The sequence below is a fragment of the Acidisarcina sp. genome, assembly GCA_035539175.1.
Taxonomy (GTDB): Bacteria; Acidobacteriota; Terriglobia; order Terriglobales; family Acidobacteriaceae; genus JANXZS01.
In genome coordinates this window covers 656,620-676,809 of record DATLIY010000008.1, presented here as the reverse complement: position 1 = coordinate 676,809, position 20,190 = coordinate 656,620, and the positions used below count along the sequence as shown (strand labels likewise).

Genomic DNA, 20,190 nt, shown 5'->3' with positions numbered 1-20,190 from the left:
CTGCCACGTTGTTCAGTTTCGTAATGGATTGAATGTAACCGGCCCTGCGGGCTTTTGCTACGAGCGACTTCTCAATGGTTTCCCCTGAAAGCTTGTCCCGCAATATATGCAAGAAAGTTGGAGGACTCCGATGAAACGTCGCATTCTGCTGGTGGACGATGAACTCGCAATTCTGCTTACACTCAAAGCAGTCCTCGAGATTCATGGCTTTGACGTAGAGACAGCGGCCTCCGCGCGAGAGGCCAAGGCCAAGATTCGCGGCAACGAATATCACATGGTCATTACCGACATGAAGATGGAGAGCGACAACTCCGGGCTGGAGGTGGTACATGCCGCCAAGAAGGCCCCATACCAGCCGGCTGTCGCCATGCTTACGGCGTATCCCATGGCTGGGACGAACTGGCAGGATGAAGGTGCCGATGAGATGCTGGTCAAGCCGATGAACACGCAGGACCTGTTATTGCAGATCGAAGCCTTGCTGGTAAGTCACGAGGACAAGAAGCTCAAAACGCGCAAACCTGTCGCCGAACAACCAGCATCCTCAACGATAGCAGCCGCCAAGCCTAGAACCGGATCCAGACGGATCTAGTCCCTCATTCGGGCGCACTTACCCCCTCGCGCCCTATAGACCGCACGTTTGTCCTACGATTGGCTGGACCCTGAAGTGCGTCCGCCCCTGGGTTTCTGAATCCTATGCAGTACCGGTTGCCGCTGCAGGCGCGTGCACGCTTGCCGCTGGCGGTCTGGCCTGCTGGAAACAGGATCGGCAGAGTACCGGTCTGCCCTGAGTCGGCTTAAACGGAACCGTCGTCTCCATTCCGCACTGCGAGCAGACGGTACGCGTCTCCGCCCGCACTCCGGAACCTGATCCGGCAGCCCTCTTTGCCTTGCATTGTTTGCAACGCTTGGGATCGTTCTTGAATTGCTTATCGTGAAAGAAGAGTTGTTCCCCGGCCGTGAAAACAAAATCACTTCCGCAGTCTACGCATTTCAAAATCTTGTCTACGAAGTCCATCCTCGCGTCCCCCGGGCTGCGCCTCGAACCGCAGATGAGGCAACAGCGCCACGCCACGCTCCTGAACGGAGAGCAGCCTGGTATCGTTCCTTGCACTTTGGTGAGTGTTGATGGGCCCTGACCGCGAAGAAGGGGTGCGGCGTTGAAGCGCGGCCTAGTTGCCGCGAAGAAACTCAGGATGGCATGCGCCAGGGAAGAAGCGATGCCCAGAATTGGGGTCTAAAAGTTGTACAGCAAGCGTTGCCAGCTTATGAACTGTGCCGAGGGACCATCCCAGAGAATTGAATCCTGCGCTGGGATGGTAGCCCCGGTTTAGAGAGTTAGTCCGCTTCTTTGCGAGCCTTCTTACGATTCCGCTTGCGTGCCAGCGCTTCCTTTACGCGCTTTTTCTCGCCCGGCTTCAGGTAGAAGGAGTGACGTTTTACTTCTTTGATAATGTCCTCCTGCTGCACCTTCCGCTTAAAGCGGCGCAACGCATTTTCAAGCGGTTCGCCTTCCTGTACTCGAACCTCTGCCAAAGAAACACACCTCCAAACCTGCCAAAAAGGCTTCTATAAGAATACGTGAGTCTGGCCGACTATCGTCAAGCTGAATCGAAAAAGAGCATCACTTTCCTCTTTTTGTGCCAGGATCACTTCTTTTTTTATGCCAGACTGTCCACCCGCCGCATTGGTGCGATTCCTGCCGGATTCGTTACACTCGGAGAGAAAGATTCGAGGTCTCCTGCCCATGATCCGCTCCTATCAGGGTCACACCCCTGTCATCCCCGCAAGCTGCTATGTCGATGTATCCGCACAGGTTCTGGGCGATGTTGTACTGGGAGAACACTCTAGCATCTGGATGAATGCTGTGGTCCGGGGCGACGTCCACTCCATCCGCATCGGAGCCAACTCCAATGTGCAGGACTGCTCCGTGCTTCACGGAATGCGTTACAAATACCCGGTCATTGTTGGCGATTGGGTAACGATCGGGCACAACGCCACCGTGCATGGCTGCGTGATTGAAGATGCCTGCCTCATTGGCATGGGGTCGAGCGTCCTCAATAACGCCCGCATTGGTGAGGGTTCGATCATCGCTGCTGGCGCCGTGATCCCGGAAAACACGGTGATTCCACCGCGCTCGCTCGTCGCCGGCGTTCCCGGCAAAGTCCGCCGCGAGCTGGCTGACAAGGACCGCGAACTTATTCTCCAGTACGCCAGGAATTATCTGGATTACGTCGCCATCTATCTTGAAGAGCAAAAGAACTGGCGCTGAAGGCAAGAGCTCTCTCGGCCAAAGCTGGGCAAAAGTGCTCTCAGGATGTGCTTGCAAACTCCTCTTGGTATTCTAGAAGAGACGACTTCGGATCGAGATCGAATACCTGCAAGGGCCGCATCCACCTTCCGTTCGCGAAAACACATGTCAGAGAAAATCATTAAAGCCGTACGCGGCACGCGGGATCTGTTGCCGCCGGAGACCGAACTCTGGAACCAGGTGGAGTCGACCGCCCGCCGCGTCTTTGCCCGCTATAACTTCGGCGAGATCCGCACACCCATCTTCGAGGACACGCAGCTCTTCGCCCGCGGAGTCGGTGAGGAAACCGACATCGTCTCCAAGGAGATGTACACCTGGGAGGACCGGGCCCGCGCGCAGTCAGAGAAGGCGCAATCGCTCACGCTGCGGCCAGAGAACACGGCCGGCGTTGTCCGCGCCTACATCGAGCACCGGCTGGGCGAGAGCGGCCTGCTGCAGAAGCTCTACTACATCGGCCCGCAGTTTCGCCGCGAACGGCCGCAGAAGGGCCGCTACCGCCAGTTCTACCAGATTGGCGCTGAGGTGATCGGTCCGCTGAGCGCCGGTGCCGAATCGCCGCTGCGCGACGCCGAGGTGCTTGAGATGCTGGCCAGTCTGCTCGACGAGCTGGGCATTTCAGGATGGACGCTCAACATCAACTCTGTTGGTTCGAGCGTCGACCGGCCGCTCTATGTCGAAGCCCTGCGCGAGGCATTGAAGCCCGTGGTAGGCCGCATGTGCGTCGATTGCCAACGCCGCGCGGAGACAAATCCGTTGCGCGTGCTGGATTGCAAGGTGCCGGAGGATCAGCCCATCATCGAGGCGCTGCCTAGAATCGCGGACTCGCTCGATGAGGCATCCCGGGCGCACTTTGCCGCCGTCTGTGCCGCGCTCGACGCCTGCGGCGTGCCGTATCACCGCAATCACCGCCTGGTGCGCGGACTGGATTACTACAGCCGCACGACCTTTGAATTCACGCATGGGGGACTGGGCGCGCAGAATGCGCTTGTCGGCGGCGGCCGCTACGATGGCCTGTCCGAGATGTTGGGAGGCCCCAAAGCTCCCGGCATTGGCTTCGCCATCGGGGCCGATCGCCTGGTGCTTACGCTGGAGGCTCAACTGTCCGACGCGCAATCGCTGCCGCCGGTTCTGGCCGATGCCTATCTTGCGCCGATGGGGACGACTCTGGACGCTCCCGCGCTTGCGCTGGCCCGCGAACTGCGCCGTGCCGGATTGCGCATCGATCTTGGCGATGGCTCGTTCCGTTTGAAGAAATCGTTTGAGACCGGGAACAAGCTGGCCCGCAACATCATCCTCTTTGGCGAGGATGAGCAGCAATCCGGTATCTTGACTGTAAAGAACTTTGCAACTGGCGAGCAGACGAAGGTTGCCCGGGAGCACCTCGTCGCCGCCCTCAAATCAGCAGAAAAGTAGGCACTCGATTGCTCGATTTTCTAGGCACACTTCAGCGCACGCACACTTGCGGAGAACTGCGCGCGGCAGATGCCGGCAGCTCCGTCGTTTTGATGGGATGGGTCAACCGCCGCCGCGATCATGGCAACCTCATCTTTCTTGATCTGCGCGACCGCACCGGAATCACGCAGATTGTCCTCGACCGGGATCTGAGCCCCGAAGGGCACGCGAAAGCCGAGCAGATCCGCCCGGAGTACGTTGTGGCCGTCGTCGGCAAGGTTCGACTTCGCGGCGCCGATGTCATCAATCCCAAGATGGACACGGGCGAAATCGAGATCGTAACCGACCAGTTGCTGGTGCTCAACGACTCCAAGGTGCCGCCGTTCTCCCCCGCGGAAGATGCGATTACCAACGAGGAGGTGCGCCTCAAGTACCGATATCTTGATCTGCGCCGCCCGGCGATGCTCAAAAACTTCGCGCTGCGCCATAAGGTTGCGCTGGCCATCCGGCAATATCTCTCGGGAGAGGGCTTCTACGAGGTGGAAACACCAATCCTGATGGGCTCCACGCCAGAGGGCGCCCGCGATTATCTCGTTCCCAGCCGCGTCCATCCGGGCAGCTTCTATGCACTGCCGCAGTCGCCGCAGCTCTTCAAGCAGATTCTGATGATCTCCGGCTTCGATCGCTACTTTCAAATTGCCCGCTGCTTCCGCGATGAAGACCTTCGCGCCGACCGCCAGCCGGAGTTCACGCAAATCGACCTGGAGATGTCCTTTCCCCAGCAGGAGATGATCTTCGCCGTGGTAGAAGGCTTCCTCAAAGCCGCCTTCGGTGTTGCAGGGGAGCCGCTCTCCGCGCCCTTTCCGCGCATGACGTTCGATGAGGCGCTGCGCCTCTACGGCATCGACAAGCCAGACCTGCGCCTGCCCGCCATGACCGAAGTGAGCGCGGCCTTTACGCCGCAGCAACTGGAGACGCTGGCAATCACACCCGGACAGCCCATCGTAGCGGTTCGCATTCCCAGCGTTGGCGAGCTCTCCCGCAAGGAGCGCGACGATCTTCGCCTGGTCTATCCCGCCAAGCTTGCGCCAAACGGCCTCAAGGTGATGGACGACTTCAAGCGCCTGGAAAAATCATTTCCAGAGATGGTCAAGACCATCCGCGAACTGAGCGGTGCAGCGGAGCAGGATCTGATCGTGATGGTCGTTGCGGATAGCAAGTCCGAGTTTGGCAACGGCAAAGCGAGCGAGCGTCCTGTGGTGAATGGCGTATCCGCCTCCGTGCTTACCGGGCGCGAGCGAACCATCTACGAGATGGCCGGGCAGGTGAGGCTGGCGCTGGCACAGAAGTTCGCCGATCGCCACAAGGCATTTGAAAAGCGCGGAACTGCCGAGGATTACAAATTCCTCTGGGTTACGGATTTCCCGTTCTTCGAGTGGGACGAAGAGACGAAGACGTGGGTTGCCGCCCATCATCCCTTCACCTCTCCGCATGAAGACGATTTGAAGGCTGGCCGCCTGACCTCGGATCCAGGCGCTGTGCGCGCGCTGGCGTATGACATTGTGCTGAATGGCACCGAGCTCGGCTCGGGATCGATCCGTATCCACCGCCAGGACGTGCAGGCGCAGATCTTCCGCGCCCTGGGAATGACGGAGGAAGAAGCCCGCAAGCGCTTCGGCTACTTCCTGGAGGCAATGGAGTATGGTGCGCCACCGCATGGCGGCATCGCGCTTGGCCTCGACCGCATTGTGATGATCCTGGCTGGGGAGCAGAGCCTGCGCGAGGTCATCGCCTTCCCCAAGACCGCCAAGGCCATCGACCTCATGGTCAATGCCCCGGCTCCGGTCAGCGACCAGCAACTCAGAGAACTGCACATCCGCCCCGTCCTCAAGGGCTAAAGGCAGCATAGCCGGAACACACAAAAGCCCAGCCATCGTGGCTGGGCTTTTTGCTGCGTTCTTCTGCTGATCCTTCTAGGCTGCGGACTCGAGCCTTACTTCTTCTTCAGAGATCCGATCTTGTAAACCAGGCCCACCTGGCCGCCGAACTCCTTCTGGACGCTGCTGCCAAAGTACGTCGGCTGAAAGTCGGTGATGGCACGAACCGAGAAACGCGGAGACAGGTTGTAGTCCCAGGCGGCGCCTGCCGCCATGGCAAAGGCCAGTTGGTTGTTGTACAGGCCCAGCGTATTGGGGGAGATGCCCTTCAGGTCCGAATCGAAGACGCCGTAGGTGCCGCCGACCAGCCAATGCGCGGATACCGCTGCGCGCTCCGCGCGGTACAGCCGTACTTCCGGGCCGAAGAGGAAGAGCGTCTCCGACATGCGGGGATTGGTAACGCCAAATATATTGGGATCGACCGGGAGGTGCCCCGATACTTCGCGAACTGCGGCCGTGGCGCCGACTACCGGCGAGAGCCACACGGTTCCCTCTGCGCCGCCGCCATAGAGATTGGTCTTATGACCGTGACCGATGGTTGTCGAGAAGTACGAATAGGAGAAACCGCCAAAGATATCCCAGCGATTCTGATAATCGGCTCCCGTTGCTGCCAGAGGCGCAAGGGTAATCTGTGCTGCAACACGATGGGGAGAGGCCAGGAGCGCGGCGCCGAGCAGTGCGCAGGATATCAGTGCCGCGGAAGGCGAGCGATGCATGCGGAAGAATCGTTGGATAGAAAACACGCTGTCTTGATTACCTCATCCCAGGCAGCAGACGAATCCGCCCGCAGGCCTGGCTTCAAAAGAAAAGAGCTTTCGCTTCTTTGAAGATACATGGTTTCAGGGCCTGTTGTCAGGCGGAGCGCCGGGGAGGACTGTGGTTTACGAGGTGATTTGGCTGAAGCTTCGATAGTAAAATCGGTCGTCTGCATCCAGAAAGGCAACTATGAATCAAGAGCAGTGGACGGCAGTCGAGCACTACATCGCGGACCAGGTGGTGAAGAAGGACGAGGTGCTGGACGCTGTGATTGCGGCCTCCGATGCTGCGGGAATGCCTGCGATCCAGATTTCGCCCAACCACGGCAAGCTTCTCAATTTGCTGGTAAGGATGAACAAGGCACGCTCCATTCTGGAGATTGGCACGCTGGCCGGTTACAGCACCATCTGGATGGCGCGGGGACTACCTGCCGATGGCCGGCTGATCACGCTGGAGTTCGAGCCGAAGCATGCTGCGGTTGCCCGCGCCAATATGGCGCGCGCTGGCCTGGCCGATCGCGTCGAGGTGCGCGTAGGGGCTGCGCTGAAGACGCTGCCGCTCCTCGCTGCGGAACGACTCGGCCCCTTTGACCTGATCTTCATCGACGCGGACAAAGGAAACTACCCAGGTTACTTTGAGTGGGCGATGAAGCTTGCCCGCAAAGGCAGCCTGATTGTGGCCGACAATGCTGTGCAGGAAGGACGAATTGCCGACGCATCCTGCGAGGACAGCAACGTCAAGGGAATTCGCAGATTCATCGAACTGCTTTCCGCCGAGCCGCGGGTGAGTGCGACGATCCTCCAGACCGTAGGCAGCCATGGATACGACGGACTCGCCATCGGACTGGTCACGAGCGATTAGGACTCGATTAGGCCGTGGAATAGGCCTGGGGGCAGGCCCTAATTCATCCACCGCTTATCTTTTGGATTCTGGTTCCGGTCCGGATCGATGTAGCGGCCCTCCTGGTCAAAGTGAACCTCGCGGTTCTGCTTGCGCATGTAGACCTCGAACTTGCGGGCCGCGCGCCGCCGCTTCCATTTGTAGTAGCTGTTCCGCAGGTCAAAGTAGCGGTCGCTTGCGCCGGAGAAGATGCCGCGCCGCGGCGCTGTCTTCACATAGAGGAATCCGCAGAGCGCGCCGCCAAGTTGCGCCAGCGCGTAGATCCGGTCGCTCAGAAAAAAGCTGGCAAAGGCAATCAGCAGATACACCGTTACCAGGTACTTTGCCTTGATCTGCACCGGCAGCGGGAAGAGCATGAACTCCATATCCCCATGCAGCACGCCGAAGGCGATCAGCAGGCCGAAGAGTCCGCCGAAGGAACCCATGATGGCGACGCCCGCAAACCCCATCGACGGAGCCAGCGCAAAAGAGAGCGCGACCGCCGTAACCCCCGAGCCGATCACGGAGATGAAGTACAGCTCACCCATCCACCGCGAGCCGTGGAACTGCTCCAGAAAACTGCCCAGGAACCACAGCGACAGCATCTCCAGCGCAGTGTTAAGCAGACCCTGATGCAGAAAGCTGTACGTGACCAGTTGCCAGATGGCGCCGTGAGCCACCATTGCCGGAACCAGCGCAGTGTAGCCGACGATGGTTGCCGCAGCACCGCGGGCAACGAGTCCCAGCACGAGCAGAAAGAAAAAGACTCCGAGGTTCCACAGAATGAGCTTGCGGGTAAAGCCGCGGAACTCAGGGAAGGTCATGATACCGGCGGTACGTGGCATAAGGGATGCTCTCTCCCTGCAGTTTAGAGCAATTGTGGCAGGAGTAGCCAAGTGCAGCGTAACCAGTGCAGCATCTGCTGGACGGAAAAGCCGCCTCGCGCGCTCGCCGCACCTGCATCAAAGCTCTTAGCGCTCCGGCGTCGGCAGGACGGCCAGGCTGCGATGCCCCGCCGCATCCACCGCGCGCACGCCAAAGATCACATTGTCTTTGGAGACCGGAAGGGTGATCGTCGTCGCCCCATTGCTTGCCGCTGCGCGCTGCCACTCCGCCTCGGAGGTCTCCCTCCACACAATCTCATAGCTTTTCGCAGCCATGCCCGGCCCCGGCTTCCAGCTCAACGTTGAATTGTTGTCGAGATTCTTCGTCGAGATCTTCACCTCGTCCGGCGGAGCAGGAGCACTGGCCAGCGTTGCCAGCGTGGCCGCGTTCAGCCGCGTCACATTGGCAACGTAGTCGTAATCGACAAACCTGGCCAGATCGCCATACTCCACGCCATTCTCCGTGCGGACGTCCTGGTGTTGATGGTCGAAGTTCTCGCGCCACTCGGTAAGGCGCACCGCGGCATAGCCCTCCTGGTTGAACGAAGTGTGGTCGCCACCGCGCAGAAAGCGGTCCCGCCGATACTCCATCACCGGACGGAACGAAGTGGAGCGGTAGGCGATGTCGCCGCTTTGGTTGACAACTCGAAAGTAGCTCCGCGCCACCTCCACCGTTGCCCGCGCCAGCTCGCGGGAGGGCGAATCGTTCTCGCTGCCCAGCGTCTGGATGCCCTTCAGTTGCTCTGGAGTCGTGGTCACCGGAACGCCTTCCGAGAAGACCCGCACCAGGGATTTCTGCTGCTGCGTGCTGCCCGGCGTGGTGTCTCCCCCCACGATGTCATTGTTCAGCACGCCCCGGATCTGCCAGCCCTCAGCCTTGGCCAGCTTTGCCAGGTGACGGCTGCCGTTCAAGCCCTGCTCCTCGCCATCCACGACAGCAAAGACCACGGTGGCGGGGAACTTCAACCGGCTCAGGACTCGTGCGCACTCCAGGCTTACCGCTGTCCCGCTGGCGTCGTCGTTCGCTCCCGGAGCCGCCTTCCTTGTGTCCAGCGTGTCCGTGTTGCGAGAGTCATAATGGCCTGAAACCAGGTAAATCTCTTTTGTCCGTGCGGGATCCGTGCCGCGTAAGATCGCGTAAATATTGGTGATGACCGTAGGCCTGGGGATTCGCGACTGCGGAGTCTCCGTAAAAGTGTCGCGCTTTACCTCAAGGCAATTCCCGCATTGGGCGGAGAAACGCTGGAGCTCCCCCTCCAGCCAGTCTGCCGCCGCCGCTGCTCCCGTATTTGCAGGCAGCCCCGTCTCCATGCTGGAGAGGGTATTCCGGTTCCCGAAGCTCACCAGTTTCTCGATCGTGCGTCGAATCTCCAGGGCGGAAACCTGCGACAAAGCCTGCCGGATGGCCGGATCGACGGGCGCAATCGCAACCGGGTGGCCCGCTGCGTCCAGGTCCCGGGAGGGTGGATCTGCATGCAGATACGCGGGAGAGGTTACCAGAAGCGCTGCCAGCGGCAACAACCAAATACCGGGCCGCGGGTTCCAATAGTGGGATATAGAGACATGAGGAATCCTGAATCCAACACGAGATTTCTTCATCAACTATTCTCCAAAGAGGTGAATTCACGAATATTCCCGCTTCCATCGCTTGACGCGGCGCGAACTTCACTCTAAAACTAGCGAAGTCGCACCCGCGTGGTGTGTCATCATCATCTTAATTACTCCAAATAGATGGAGGGGTTCATGGCGATTTGTTCTGAGTGCGATACGGTGCTGGACTTCGATGCGGAAGAAGCAGAAGAAGGCGACGTCATCGTGTGCGATGAATGTGGAACGGAATATGAGATTGTCGCGACGGAGCCGCTGGAGTTAGCGCGCGTCGATGACGATGGTCTTGAGGACGAGGACGAAGAGTTCCCGGACGAGGAAGAGGAATAAATAAATGGAGGAGTCGAAGCGGTCGGGTTCCCGAAGTGCATACAGGACTCTTGCTTACATTGCGGTCGTGCTGGTTGGGCTAGGCATCGCGTTGCTGCCGTCGTTCAGCAGTGCAGAGCAGCAGAGAGTCATCCAGGGAAAGGTTTTTGGCGCAAGCGAGGAGCCAGTATCAGGTGCAGTCGTGTACCTGAAAGATGTGAAGACCCTTGGCGTGAAGAGCTTCATCAGCACCTCGGATGGCAGCTACCGCTTTGGCCAATTGTCTCTCGCCGTCGACTATGAGATTTGGGCTGAACAGGGCGGCAAGAAGAGCCCGACGCGGACCGTGAGCTCCTTCGACCAGAAAACGCTGTACACAATCAACCTGAAGCTAAGCAAATAGCTCTCTCGAAGATCCTCTGAGGTCCTGAGAGGACAACACTCTTTCCATGACAACACAAAACAGGCCGCCCTTGCCGGGCGGCCTGTTTTGCTACAGCATGGTTCTCGCTTAGTTCTCGTGCTCGCTGCGCTTCCAGTTCATCAGATCGCCCAGCGTCGTGGTTGAGCTGGAGGAGCTGGAGGATGAGGTGGAAGGCTGCTTGTATGCTTCCACATCGGCACGGCTGGCTTCTTCGCCCACGGCGCGCAGGCTCAGGCCAACCTTCTTCTCCTCGGCATTCATCTTGATGATCTTGAAGTCGAACTCCTGGCCGGCTTCGAGCTTCACCGGTGTACCGTGGCTGTCGGTAGCCTCGGACACGTGGCATAAGCCTTCGATGCCTTCCGCGATCTCGACGAACGCGCCAAACTGTGCGGTGCGCAGAACCTTGCCCTTGACCACATCGCCTACGCGATGCTGCTCAAAGAAGGTCTCCCACACATCGGGCTGCAACTGCTTCACACCGAGCGAAAGGCGGCGATTCTCGGGCTCCACGCCAAGAACTACGGCGCGGACCTTCTCGCCCTTCTTCAGAACCTCAGAAGGATGCTTGACGCGCTTGGTCCAGCTCAGATTGCTCACGTGAACCAGTCCGTCAATACCGTCTTCAATCTCGATGAATGCACCGAAGTCGGTCAGGTTGCGAACCCGGCCTTCCACGATCTGCCCGGTAGGGTAACGCTCCGCCAGATGCTCCCAGGGATTCTCCAGCAACTGCTTCATGCCCAGCGAGATCCGCCGGTCATTCGGGTTGACGCTGAGGACAACCGTCTCCACTTCGTCGCCGGGCTTCACCAGCTTCGAGGGGTGCTTCATCCTCTTGGACCAGGTCATCTCCGAGACGTGAACCAGCCCTTCAATGCCCTGCTCCAGCTCGACGAAAGAGCCGTAATCGGTAACGCTCAGCACGCGGCCGCGAACATGTGCGCCGATCGGATAGCGCTCCACGGCATCCAGCCACGGATCGGGCGTCAACTGCTTGAATCCGAGGGATACGCGCTGCTTGTCTTTGTCGAATTTGAGCACCTTCACCTGGATCTCGTCGCCGACGTTCACCAGGTCCCGAGGATGGGTCAGGCGGCCCCAGGACATATCCGTAATGTGCAGCAAGCCGTCGATTCCGCCCATATCCACAAACGCGCCGTAATCGGTCAGGTTCTTCACCGTACCGGTCAGAACCGTTCCCTCTTCCAGATGCTCCAGTGTGGTGGAGCGGCGGGCGTTCTGCTCTTCTTCCAGAATCTCCTTGCGGGAGACGACTACATTGCCGCGCTTCTTGTTCAGCTTGATGACGCGAACTTCAATCTGCTGGCCGATATAACCATCCAGGTTGCGTACCGGACGGATCTCGAGCTGCGAGCCGGGCAGGAATGCCTTGATCCCGATGTCCACGGTCAGTCCGCCCTTGACGCGGCCCAGCACCGTTCCTGTTACCACGCTCTTCTCACTGGCAGCCTTCTCGATCGTGTCCCACACGCGCAGCCGCTGAGCCTTTTCATAGCTCACCAGGTAGCCGCCTTCAGCCTCTTCGCGCTCGATTACCACATCGACGACGTCGCCTGGCTTCAGCTTTGGCTGACCGGTGTGGTCCACTACCTGCTCAAGCGGAATCAGGCCTTCGGACTTCAGTCCAACGTCGACAACGACGTGCTTATCCGTAAGCTTGAGCACGGTTCCCGCGACGATATTGTCATCGAAATTCTGGGTTGCTGCCTCGGCGGCCTGCTCACGGTCGAAGGATTCAAGCGCGGCGGCAAAATCTTCCATGCCACTGAACTCGGAATCGTCGTGGTGATCGGCGGCATCGGCCACGGTCTGTGGCTGGGCAGCGGTCGTTTCGGTAACGGGATTTTCAGCGGGGAGGGCGGAGGCTTCGGGGTTGTGGGTTAATTCGATGGACGGCTCAGAAATCTCCGTCGCTGCTTCCAATGTTGGGGTTTCCAGTTCGGTGTTCAGGGGTTTGCTCTCGGTTTGTTCAGGATTAAGGACGTCTGCCATGACTGCCAGCTCCGGGATTCTTCGTCGACGGATCCCGCGTCCGCCCTGCAGTGCGTGAACCTCGGATCTCCAAAGGACAATCCGTAGCTGGACTGCAGATTGCTTCGCTGGAAAGGCTCGTACTTTACTATGCGAATCCGCGAAGTTCCGGGGGACCGTGCAGGTTCCTCCCATGATCCGAACGGATAATCTCAGGGAGACGGAGAGTGTGGCCAGAGTGAGTGGCCCGGCACTACGTCGGTCTCCGATCGGGAGCATCCGGCAGGCAGGGAATGAGCGATGCGGCGGTCGTAGCTCCACGTGTGAATCCCGACGCGAAGCTACATCTTTAACTATAGCAACCGCACCAGGAGGCGTCAACGAACGAATCGACTTTATGCCGCGAATTCAACGAGTTCTTAACACTTTTCATAACTAACTGGTACTGTATGCGACGAAAGGAGTGTAACACCCATGCCAACATCATCCCGCGAAATCCGTCTGGCCGCTCGTCCCAACGGAGAGCCCCGGCTGGAAGACTTTGCCCTGGCGCAGGTGGAACTGAATCCACCGGCTGCCGGGGAAGTTCTGGTCAAGAATCTCTGCTTCTCCGTCGATCCCTATATGCGAGGCCGCATGAACGATGCCCAGTCCTATGTGCCGCCCTTCGTCATCGGCAAACCGCTCGAGGGCTCCGCTGTGGGCATTGTGACTGCCTCCAATCAATCCCCGCTTCCCGTTGGGGCGCTTGTATTCAGCATGAACGGATGGCGAGAGGCCTTTGTCGCACCGGCGACGAGCCTGCAGCAAATCGATCCCTTGCTTGCCCCGCCCAGCACATTCCTCGGCATTCTCGGAGTTACCGGGCTTACCGCATGGGTGGGCCTGTGGAAGGTGGCCCGGCTATCGCCTGCGGAGACCGTCTTTATCTCCGCTGGAGCGGGCGCCGTCGGCTCTGCTGCCTGCCAGTTCGCCAAACTGCACGGATGCAAGGTCATCGCCAGTGCGGGATCCGCCGCCAAAGTCGCCATGCTGCGCGATGAACTCGGCGTCGATTTCGCCTTCAGCTACAAGGATGGCGATCCGTTGGATCACCTGAAGAAAGCCGCGCCCGAGGGAATCGATGTCTACTTTGACAACACGGGCGGCCCGCAACTGGAGGCGGCGCTCTCCGCGCTCAAGAATCACGGCCGCGTCGCCATGTGCGGAGCCATCGCCGGGTATAACAACCCGGTTCCCGGGCCTCGCAACCTGATGCTGGTGATCGGGAAACGCCTTCGCCTGGAGGGTTTCATCGTCTCCGATCATCTCGCGGATCGACCGAAGTTCCTCGCCGAAGTGGCGCCCGCGCTCAAGAGCGGCAAGGTCAAGAGCCACGAAACCACGGTCGAAGGAATCGAGAATGCTCCCGCGGCCTTCATCGACATGCTGCGTTCGGGCGACAGCCACACGGGAAAGGTAGTGATTCACCTGGCGGATTAGGACGCGAGGAGGATTCATGCCAGTTACCCCTTTGCACGGTCCCATGACGGATCCATAACGGTCCCATGGCTTACACTCTGGAGACATGGATCATCTATGGACACCCTGGCGCTACTCCTACATCAACCAGCCTGAAGGAGAAAAACAGCGTCAGGGTGTGCCCCCTGAACTCGATGCATGGCCTGGAGACATGCACTGCGTCTTCTGCAACCTGATCGCGGCCGCGGATTACGCCGAGGCTCACGGCATGCCGGCCGAGGAGGCAGAGCGCGCCGCGCATATCGTGCTGCGTGGTCAGGGATGCTTTATCTGCCTCAACGCCTACCCCTACACCTCCGGCCATGTCATGGTCATTCCCTACGAACATGAGCCTTCGCTTGCCGCCCTGGCGCCGGAGACGGCGCGGGAGATGATGGATCTGTCGCAGCAGACGGTGCGCGTTCTTGAGAGGTTGTACTCCCCGCACGGCATCAACCTTGGCATGAACCTGGGCAAGGCCGCGGGCGCCGGGGTTGCCGGGCACCTCCACCTGCATGCGCTGCCACGCTGGCAGGGGGATACCAACTTCATGACGGTCATCGGGGAAGCCCGCGTTCTGCCGGAAACGCTCGACACCACCTGGGAGAAGATGCGCGCGGGTTTTCTCGCCTCGGAAGACCGCTGACCCTGCCGCACTTAATCTGCCCGGACTGACTCGACTCGTGCTACTCCGCTCGTCTTACGATTCGCGGTCCACGGCGGCAAAGGAGAATTGCTCCCCCGGATAGGACTCGCCGGGATCCGATTCCCCAGGATCCGATTCCCTGTTGACTGGTTCCTCATTGCTGGATTCGGATTCCAGGGCCAGCGTCTCGCCGTGCCTTCCCTCCGGCCGCTGTTCCCCGTTTGCGATGCTCACCAGTTCCCGGGGAAGCGCCTTGCTTGGCTTCACGCCAAGATCCTTCAGCTTCTCCGCCTGCCAGACCACATTTCCCGTGCCGGCAGATAGCTTCTTGAATGCCTCTTCGTAACTCGACTCCGCCTGCGTTAACCGCTCTCCTACCTTGGTCAGATCGCCGACAAAGCCGCACAGCTTGTCATAGAGCAGCGCTCCCCGCGTAACAATCTCCTGCACGCTGCGATTCTGCTTCTCCTGCCGCCACAGGTGGGAGACGGTGCGCACAACAAACAGCAGCGTGCTGGGGCTTACCATCAGCACGTTCTTCTGCCATGCCTCCTGCCAAAGCTTCGGATCCCGTGAGATCGCCAGCATGAAAGCAGGCTCGATGGGGAGGAACATGATGACGAAATCCAGCGTCTCCAGCCCGTAGAGATTCTGATAGGTCTTGCTCGAGAGTCCCTTGATGTGCGAGCGGATCGATTCGGTGTGGCGCTCCAGGGCCGCCTCGCGCGCCAGGTCGGTGTCCGCGTTCACGTGCTCTTCATAAGCCGTCAACGAAACCTTGGCGTCGATCACCAGGTGCCGCTCCTCCGGCAGGTTGATCACCACGTCGGGCTGGCCTCGCGAGCCGTCTTCCCGCACGCGGCTGTCCTGCACGGTGTACTCCTCGCCCTTGCGCAGGCCGCCTGCTTCCAGCACCCGTTCCAGAATCAGCTCTCCCCAGTTTCCCTGGGTCTTGGAGGAGCCTTTGAGCGCCTTGGTCAGGTTGTCCGCGTCCTCGGAGAGCTGCTGGTTCAGCGCCATCAAATGCTGCACCTGGGCGGAGAGCGCCGAGCGGTCCTTGCTCTCCTGCACGTAGACCTCGTCCACCCTGCCGCGGAACTGCTCCAGTTGAACCTTTAAGGGGTCCAGAAGCTGCCCCAGATTCGTCTGGTTCTGCTCCGTGAATCGCCTGGTCTTTTCTTCCAGAATGTTGTTGGCCAGGGTCGAGAAGTGATCGGAGAGCTGCTCCCTGGTGCCCTGCAGCAGCGCGACCTTTTCCGGTATCTGGCTGCGCTCGGCCTCCAGAGAGGTGCGCGTCTCGGCCAACTGCTCGCTCAGGGTTCTCTGCTCGGCCAGAGCCTGCTCATACCTGGGCTTGAGCTCCGCCAGTTCCCGCTCCAGCCGCGTAAGCTGCTGTTGCTGGAGCTGCTGGGTGGATTCATACCTGGCCTGGTCCTGGCGCAGGATACCCGCCTCCTGCTCCAGACGATCTTTCTGCTCCCGCACCTGGCTCAGCTCCTGCTTGAGCTCCGGCAGGCGCAGGCTCTGCTCCCGAAGCTGCGCCAGCTCAGCACGCTGCCGGTACTCCTCGTCCCGCAAGCTCTGCAGATTGGACTCGCGCACGGCGAGTTGCGCCATCCACTCGCTCTTCATCTCCGCGAGTGCTGCGTCCCGGTCTTTGCGCCCCCGGCCGGAGGCAACTATCCAGGCGAGCAGCGCGCCGACCACAAATGCCACCACAACAGCGATATTGAGAGTTGTCATCGTTAGGATCATGACAGGACACCTGCTTCCAACATTGCCCCGCCTCCCGTCTTTGCCACTTTACTCGTTTCCCACCCTGGCCGGGGAGAAACCGGAGCCGGCGGACGTGCCTTTCCCGATGCCTCTCTTTACACCGTCATAAGTGCCCGGTAGACTTGGAACTTCGGGGTCAATCAGTGCATCCAAGGTGGAGCGCCTCCTTGTCGAGGCGTGTTCCGGGGATGCTACTCGCTTGGCATCAAGTTATTGGGCTTGCGGAAAAGTGGAGCAAACCCCTCGCTGCCCGTATGATAGTTTTGCCGTTTTCATATAACAGGAGACACGCATGGCCGCAGTGGAAGATAAGGTTAAGCAGATTATCGTCGAGCAGCTTCAGGTAGATGAGGCCGAAGTTACCCCCAGCGCATCTTTTCAGGAAGACCTTGGCGCCGATTCGCTCGACGTGGTGGAGCTCGTGATGCAGTTCGAAGAGGCCTTTGATCTGGAAATTCCCGACGAAGATGCCGAAAAGATCAAAACCGTAAAGGACGCGGTCGAGTACATCGACAAGCACGCGAAAGGCGGCAAGTAGTTTGCAAAGGCGCGTCGTAGTCACCGGCATCGGGCTCCTTTGCGGAGTCGGAAATACCGCGCCCGAAGTCTGGAAGAACCTTCTTGCGGGCAAGAGCGGGATGGCCCCGATCACTCACTTCGACGCCACCGGCTACCCCGTAACCTTCGCGGCTGAGGTGAAGAACTTCGATCCACTGAACTTTGTGGACAAGAAGGAATCGCGCAAGATGGCGCGATTCATCCACTTCGCCCTCGCCGCTGCGACTGAAGCCATGGAGAGCTCCGGCCTGAAGATTACGCCGGAGATCAGCGAGCGCGTCGGTGTCCATATCGGCTCCGGCATCGGCGGATTCGACATCATCGAGCGCGAACACAGCGCTATGCTTGCTGGCGGTCCGCGCAAGATCTCCCCATTCTTCATCCCGGCTGCCATTGTCAATCTCGCCGCGGGGCAGGTCAGCATCCGCTACCACGCCTGCGGACCCAATGAAGCTACGGCAACCGCCTGCACCAGCAGCGCGCATAGCATCGGAGACGCCTACCGCATCATTGAACGCGGCGATGCCGACGCCATGATCGCCGGTGGTGCAGAGGCGGCCATTACCCCTATGGGCATCGGCGGTTTCGCCGCCATGCGCGCGCTCTCCACGCGCAATGACGACCCGGAGCATGCCTGCCGCCCCTTCGACAAGGACCGAGATGGATTCGTTGTCGGAGAAGGCGCCGGAATCCTGATCCTCGAAGAGCTGGAGTTTGCCAAGGCTCGCGGCGCCAAGATCCTCGCCGAGGTCATCGGCTACGGCATGAGCGCCGATGCGTATCACATCACAGGTATGGCTCCCGAAGGCGAGGGCTGCTACCGCGCCATGAGAAACGCGATCCAAAGCGCGCATCTCACGCCCGAGGATGTCGGATACGTCAATGCTCACGCCACCTCTACACCCCTTGGAGACGCCCTGGAGACAGCGGCCATGAAGAAGCTCTTCGGCGAGCGCGCGATCAACCACGAGCTGCTGGTCAGCTCCACCAAATCGATGACCGGGCATCTGCTCGGCGGCGCAGGTGGGCTTGAGGCAGGCATTACCATCCTCGCGCTGCAGAATCAGATGGCTCCACCTACGGCAAATCTGGACGATCCGGATCCCGTCTGCGACCTGAATTACGTTCCCAAGAAGCCGCAGGCGGCCAAACTCGATGTCGCACTCTCCAATTCTTTTGGATTCGGCGGCACCAACGGCTCGCTCATGTTCCGCCGCTGGACGGAATAAGAAACAGATACAGTTACCAATTCAAAAGGCCACCGCGATTGCGGGGGCCTTTTTTGCTGCGGGCCGGCGCGATGCCGGCCTTGTTTGCGCCAGGGCATGTTAACAGGCTCTAGCGCACGTGAGTTGCCAGCATTGCACCTGCGGCCCGCGCCTCATTGCGAGGTTGCGGTTCCGGGAAATAGCTCTTGTAGACCGTGATGTGGAAGCAAGCCTGCTGGAACTCCTCCTCTACATCAATTCGTCCGGTGGATTGCAGAGGTATCAGGTACGCCCGCATCCAGCCTATCTCAGAGGTGGACAAACCCTTTTTGGCGATATCGATGGTTGCACCTGTCAGGTGAGGAGAGGCAATATCGCCCTCAGCGGGGGCGGCATTCCCGTTGATGCTCTGCAGATGGCGCTGATACTGCACCGTGCGTACAGCGGAGTTGACCTGCAGCGGCGAGCTAAAGCGGCCATAGTGCGCACGTGCCATGTCCGCGAGAAAGGTCGCGGTCCATTTGCGGCAATAACGGCGGTTCGCCGGGAGCCGGGGATCGACCCTGAGATCCTCACTGACCGGCAACGACACAAGCTGCTGCGTGCGCAGCATGTTTGCCAGGTCGGCGTCATCCTCGATGCGCGTCAGGCCATCCTGGTCGGCCCGCACATTCTGCCGCACCAGCGACTCATGCGAACCGAGCATCGGCGGCGGCAGCTCAAACCTTACATGCTTTAACGAGACCGTGCGCAAAGTTGCCTTCGGCGTCCGGTGCTCCGGCGCCAGGGCGTCCTCTCGCGAGACTGCGCAGCGGCGTCTGCCGTGCCGGCACACTGCGCTGGCGCGAACAGTGCTGGCGCGAACAGTGCTGGCGCGAGCAGGGGTAGCACGGGCGACTGCATGGCTGGCTGCCGCATGGCTGGCTCCCGCATGGTTGGCTGCATGATGCCGCGCTTCGGCGCGCACAGAGCCTGCCTCCCCACGCCTTGCAGCGTGCGTGCGGGCAGCGCCGCGCCGTGTAGAAGCCTGGACGTGCGTCGACTTCACCCTGGCATCATGGGTGCGCGAGCTAGCGGAGTTGTGACGCGGAACGTCAGCCTTCGCCATTACCGAAAACATCGCACACACTAGCGCGAGCAACAGTACGGAACGACGCATGAGCGGGACCGCGGAGAATCCCAGATGTTTCTATGCTAAGGAGGGAGCGGAGAAGCGGGAAGTGACCACTATGGTTCTTCCATGTTTGGTTCAGCGTTTGGTTTTCCTGTTTGGTCCCGCGAAGCTTTGCCGTTTCTCAATACCGCTTCAACACTGCGGCTGGCGCAACCCCTGCCCGGCCATTCAGAAGCCAGTCCAGCCTGCCTCGAAGATCCTCTTCCCGCGCCTCGCCCTGAATGCGGGCAACCGCGTAGCCTTGCTCATCCAGGATCAGCGTTGCCGGAACAATCTGCCCCATGTTGTACCGCTCCAGCAATTCGCTACTGCCGCCCAGCCACACCTCCAGCGCAAGATGCTCCCTGTCAATGTATGGCTGAACCTGCGCGCGAGTCTTGCCTTCGTCGATCGAGACCGCGAGGAACTTGACCTTGCGATCAGCATACTGGCGGCTCAGTCTGGCCAGCAGAGGCAACTCCTCCCGGCAGGGCCCGCACCACGTTGCCCAGAAGTTCACAACCACGATCTGCCCTCGCAGAGAGGAAAGCTTCTGCATGTGGCCGGCGAGGTCGCGCAACTCAAGATCGTGAACTCGCCTGCCGTCGGAAAAGCCCGGCTGCGGAAGCAGAAGCGCAAGGACGAGAAGGATCGGCAGAGACAGTCGCACGGCTCGAATCAGAAGAATCACCTCAACGGAAATGGACAGCAGTCAGATGAATACCAGGTTGTGAGTCTATGCGCGCCCGCCCCCAATCTCCTTCATCCGAAGGGAGGACCACGGCCTCCATCCTACGAACGAAGACAGCAGCCTCCTAGCTTTGTATGGTTCATAGACTCTTCGAAGCCTATGGCTG

General features: G+C 59.9%; 19 protein-coding genes. 11 read left to right on the top strand and 8 right to left on the bottom strand.

Annotated features, from left to right (window positions below; all coding sequences use genetic code 11):
* The first annotated feature begins 130 nt into the window (after positions 1 to 130).
* Positions 131 to 589 carry a response regulator gene (locus VM554_10900; protein HVJ08885.1) on the top strand — a complete coding sequence of 153 codons (459 nt, stop codon included), beginning with the start codon at positions 131 to 133 and terminating at the stop codon, positions 587 to 589.
* A 746-nt stretch (positions 590 to 1,335) separates the two neighbouring features.
* Here VM554_10900 and rpsU read toward each other — a convergent pair.
* Positions 1,336 to 1,533 carry a 30S ribosomal protein S21 gene (gene rpsU, locus VM554_10895; protein HVJ08884.1) on the bottom strand — a complete coding sequence of 66 codons (198 nt, stop codon included), beginning with the start codon at positions 1,531 to 1,533 and terminating at the stop codon, positions 1,336 to 1,338.
* Positions 1,534 to 1,660: 127 nt separating this feature from the next.
* Here rpsU and VM554_10890 point away from each other — a divergent pair, with 127 nt between their 5' ends.
* The 3 genes from VM554_10890 (at position 1,661) to aspS (ending at position 5,598) form a co-directional block, all read left to right on the top strand.
* A complete protein-coding gene (locus VM554_10890) occupies positions 1,661 to 2,269 on the top strand; it encodes a gamma carbonic anhydrase family protein (protein ID HVJ08883.1) in 609 nt (202 codons plus the stop codon).
* A gap of 144 nt (positions 2,270 to 2,413) precedes the next feature.
* Positions 2,414 to 3,721 carry a histidine--tRNA ligase gene (gene hisS / locus VM554_10885; protein ID HVJ08882.1) on the top strand — a complete coding sequence of 436 codons (1,308 nt, stop codon included), beginning with the start codon at positions 2,414 to 2,416 and terminating at the stop codon, positions 3,719 to 3,721.
* An 8-nt stretch (positions 3,722 to 3,729) separates the two neighbouring features.
* Entirely contained in the window at positions 3,730 to 5,598 is a 1,869-nt protein-coding gene (gene aspS / locus VM554_10880; protein HVJ08881.1) for an aspartate--tRNA ligase, read from the top strand.
* A 95-nt stretch (positions 5,599 to 5,693) separates the two neighbouring features.
* On the opposite strand, the gene VM554_10875 is transcribed toward aspS, so the two are convergent.
* Positions 5,694 to 6,353, bottom strand: a complete 660-nt coding sequence (locus tag VM554_10875) for a hypothetical protein (protein ID HVJ08880.1) — start codon at positions 6,351 to 6,353, stop codon at positions 5,694 to 5,696.
* Between the two features lie 229 nt (positions 6,354 to 6,582).
* Here VM554_10875 and VM554_10870 point away from each other — a divergent pair, with 229 nt between their 5' ends.
* Positions 6,583 to 7,254 (top strand): O-methyltransferase, encoded by a 672-nt coding sequence (locus VM554_10870; GenBank protein HVJ08879.1) that lies wholly within the window; start codon positions 6,583 to 6,585, stop codon positions 7,252 to 7,254.
* Positions 7,255 to 7,292: 38 nt separating this feature from the next.
* Here the strand turns inward: VM554_10870 and VM554_10865 are convergent, their stop codons facing one another.
* Both VM554_10865 and VM554_10860 read right to left on the bottom strand, forming a co-directional pair.
* Positions 7,293 to 8,117: a rhomboid family intramembrane serine protease gene (locus tag VM554_10865; protein HVJ08878.1), complete on the bottom strand. Its 825-nt coding sequence runs from the start codon at positions 8,115 to 8,117 to the stop codon at positions 7,293 to 7,295.
* A gap of 126 nt (positions 8,118 to 8,243) precedes the next feature.
* Positions 8,244 to 9,755: a M28 family metallopeptidase gene (locus VM554_10860; GenBank protein ID HVJ08877.1), complete on the bottom strand. Its 1,512-nt coding sequence runs from the start codon at positions 9,753 to 9,755 to the stop codon at positions 8,244 to 8,246.
* Positions 9,756 to 9,899: 144 nt separating this feature from the next.
* Here VM554_10860 and VM554_10855 point away from each other — a divergent pair, with 144 nt between their 5' ends.
* Positions 9,900 to 10,094 carry a hypothetical protein gene (locus VM554_10855; protein ID HVJ08876.1) on the top strand — a complete coding sequence of 65 codons (195 nt, stop codon included), beginning with the start codon at positions 9,900 to 9,902 and terminating at the stop codon, positions 10,092 to 10,094.
* A gap of 4 nt (positions 10,095 to 10,098) precedes the next feature.
* On the top strand, positions 10,099 to 10,476 hold the full coding sequence (locus VM554_10850) for a carboxypeptidase-like regulatory domain-containing protein (GenBank protein ID HVJ08875.1): 378 nt from the start codon (positions 10,099 to 10,101) through the stop codon (positions 10,474 to 10,476).
* 108 nt (positions 10,477 to 10,584) lie between these two features.
* Here VM554_10850 and VM554_10845 read toward each other — a convergent pair whose 3' ends face one another.
* A complete protein-coding gene (locus VM554_10845) occupies positions 10,585 to 12,513 on the bottom strand; it encodes a 30S ribosomal protein S1 (protein HVJ08874.1) in 1,929 nt (642 codons plus the stop codon).
* A gap of 453 nt (positions 12,514 to 12,966) precedes the next feature.
* Between VM554_10845 and VM554_10840 the strand changes: the two genes are divergently transcribed.
* Complete coding sequence (locus VM554_10840) at positions 12,967 to 13,974, top strand: NADP-dependent oxidoreductase (protein ID HVJ08873.1); 1,008 nt, start codon at positions 12,967 to 12,969, stop codon at positions 13,972 to 13,974.
* Positions 13,975 to 14,059: 85 nt separating this feature from the next.
* Positions 14,060 to 14,638, top strand: coding sequence for an HIT domain-containing protein (locus tag VM554_10835; GenBank protein ID HVJ08872.1), 579 nt, complete (start codon positions 14,060 to 14,062; stop codon positions 14,636 to 14,638).
* A 54-nt stretch (positions 14,639 to 14,692) separates the two neighbouring features.
* Here the strand turns inward: VM554_10835 and rmuC are convergent, their stop codons facing one another.
* Positions 14,693 to 16,381: a DNA recombination protein RmuC gene (gene rmuC, locus VM554_10830; GenBank protein ID HVJ08871.1), complete on the bottom strand. Its 1,689-nt coding sequence runs from the start codon at positions 16,379 to 16,381 to the stop codon at positions 14,693 to 14,695.
* A gap of 325 nt (positions 16,382 to 16,706) precedes the next feature.
* On the opposite strand from rmuC, the gene VM554_10825 reads away from it, so the two are divergent.
* Both VM554_10825 and fabF read left to right on the top strand, forming a co-directional pair.
* Complete coding sequence (locus VM554_10825) at positions 16,707 to 16,952, top strand: acyl carrier protein (protein HVJ08870.1); 246 nt, start codon at positions 16,707 to 16,709, stop codon at positions 16,950 to 16,952.
* Between the two features lies 1 nt (position 16,953).
* A complete protein-coding gene (gene fabF, locus VM554_10820; protein ID HVJ08869.1) occupies positions 16,954 to 18,201 on the top strand; it encodes a beta-ketoacyl-ACP synthase II in 1,248 nt (415 codons plus the stop codon).
* 109 nt (positions 18,202 to 18,310) lie between these two features.
* Here the strand turns inward: fabF and VM554_10815 are convergent, their stop codons facing one another.
* Positions 18,311 to 19,339 carry a DUF5715 family protein gene (locus tag VM554_10815; GenBank protein HVJ08868.1) on the bottom strand — a complete coding sequence of 343 codons (1,029 nt, stop codon included), beginning with the start codon at positions 19,337 to 19,339 and terminating at the stop codon, positions 18,311 to 18,313.
* A gap of 136 nt (positions 19,340 to 19,475) precedes the next feature.
* Entirely contained in the window at positions 19,476 to 20,003 is a 528-nt protein-coding gene (locus VM554_10810) for a TlpA disulfide reductase family protein (GenBank protein HVJ08867.1), read from the bottom strand.
* Positions 20,004 to 20,190 lie beyond the last annotated feature (187 nt).

Bases quoted from the DNA above. Each gene is read 5' to 3' on its own strand.
- VM554_10815 (HVJ08868.1), bottom strand. From the start codon at position 19,339: ATGCGTCGTTCCGTACTGTTGCTCGCGCTAGTGTGTGCGATGTTTTCG.
- rmuC (HVJ08871.1), bottom strand. From the start codon at position 16,381: ATGACAACTCTCAATATCGCTGTTGTGGTGGCATTTGTGGTCGGCGCG.
- VM554_10850 (HVJ08875.1), top strand. From the start codon at position 10,099: ATGGAGGAGTCGAAGCGGTCGGGTTCCCGAAGTGCATACAGGACTCTT.
- VM554_10855 (HVJ08876.1), top strand. From the start codon at position 9,900: ATGGCGATTTGTTCTGAGTGCGATACGGTGCTGGACTTCGATGCGGAA.
- VM554_10900 (HVJ08885.1), top strand. From the start codon at position 131: ATGAAACGTCGCATTCTGCTGGTGGACGATGAACTCGCAATTCTGCTT.
- VM554_10875 (HVJ08880.1), bottom strand. From the start codon at position 6,353: ATGCATCGCTCGCCTTCCGCGGCACTGATATCCTGCGCACTGCTCGGC.
- VM554_10845 (HVJ08874.1), bottom strand. From the start codon at position 12,513: ATGGCAGACGTCCTTAATCCTGAACAAACCGAGAGCAAACCCCTGAAC.
- VM554_10865 (HVJ08878.1), bottom strand. From the start codon at position 8,117: ATGCCACGTACCGCCGGTATCATGACCTTCCCTGAGTTCCGCGGCTTT.
- VM554_10890 (HVJ08883.1), top strand. From the start codon at position 1,661: ATGCCAGACTGTCCACCCGCCGCATTGGTGCGATTCCTGCCGGATTCG.
- hisS (HVJ08882.1), top strand. From the start codon at position 2,414: ATGTCAGAGAAAATCATTAAAGCCGTACGCGGCACGCGGGATCTGTTG.
- VM554_10840 (HVJ08873.1), top strand. From the start codon at position 12,967: ATGCCAACATCATCCCGCGAAATCCGTCTGGCCGCTCGTCCCAACGGA.
- VM554_10860 (HVJ08877.1), bottom strand. From the start codon at position 9,755: ATGAAGAAATCTCGTGTTGGATTCAGGATTCCTCATGTCTCTATATCC.
- VM554_10825 (HVJ08870.1), top strand. From the start codon at position 16,707: ATGGCCGCAGTGGAAGATAAGGTTAAGCAGATTATCGTCGAGCAGCTT.
- VM554_10870 (HVJ08879.1), top strand. From the start codon at position 6,583: ATGAATCAAGAGCAGTGGACGGCAGTCGAGCACTACATCGCGGACCAG.
- VM554_10835 (HVJ08872.1), top strand. From the start codon at position 14,060: ATGGATCATCTATGGACACCCTGGCGCTACTCCTACATCAACCAGCCT.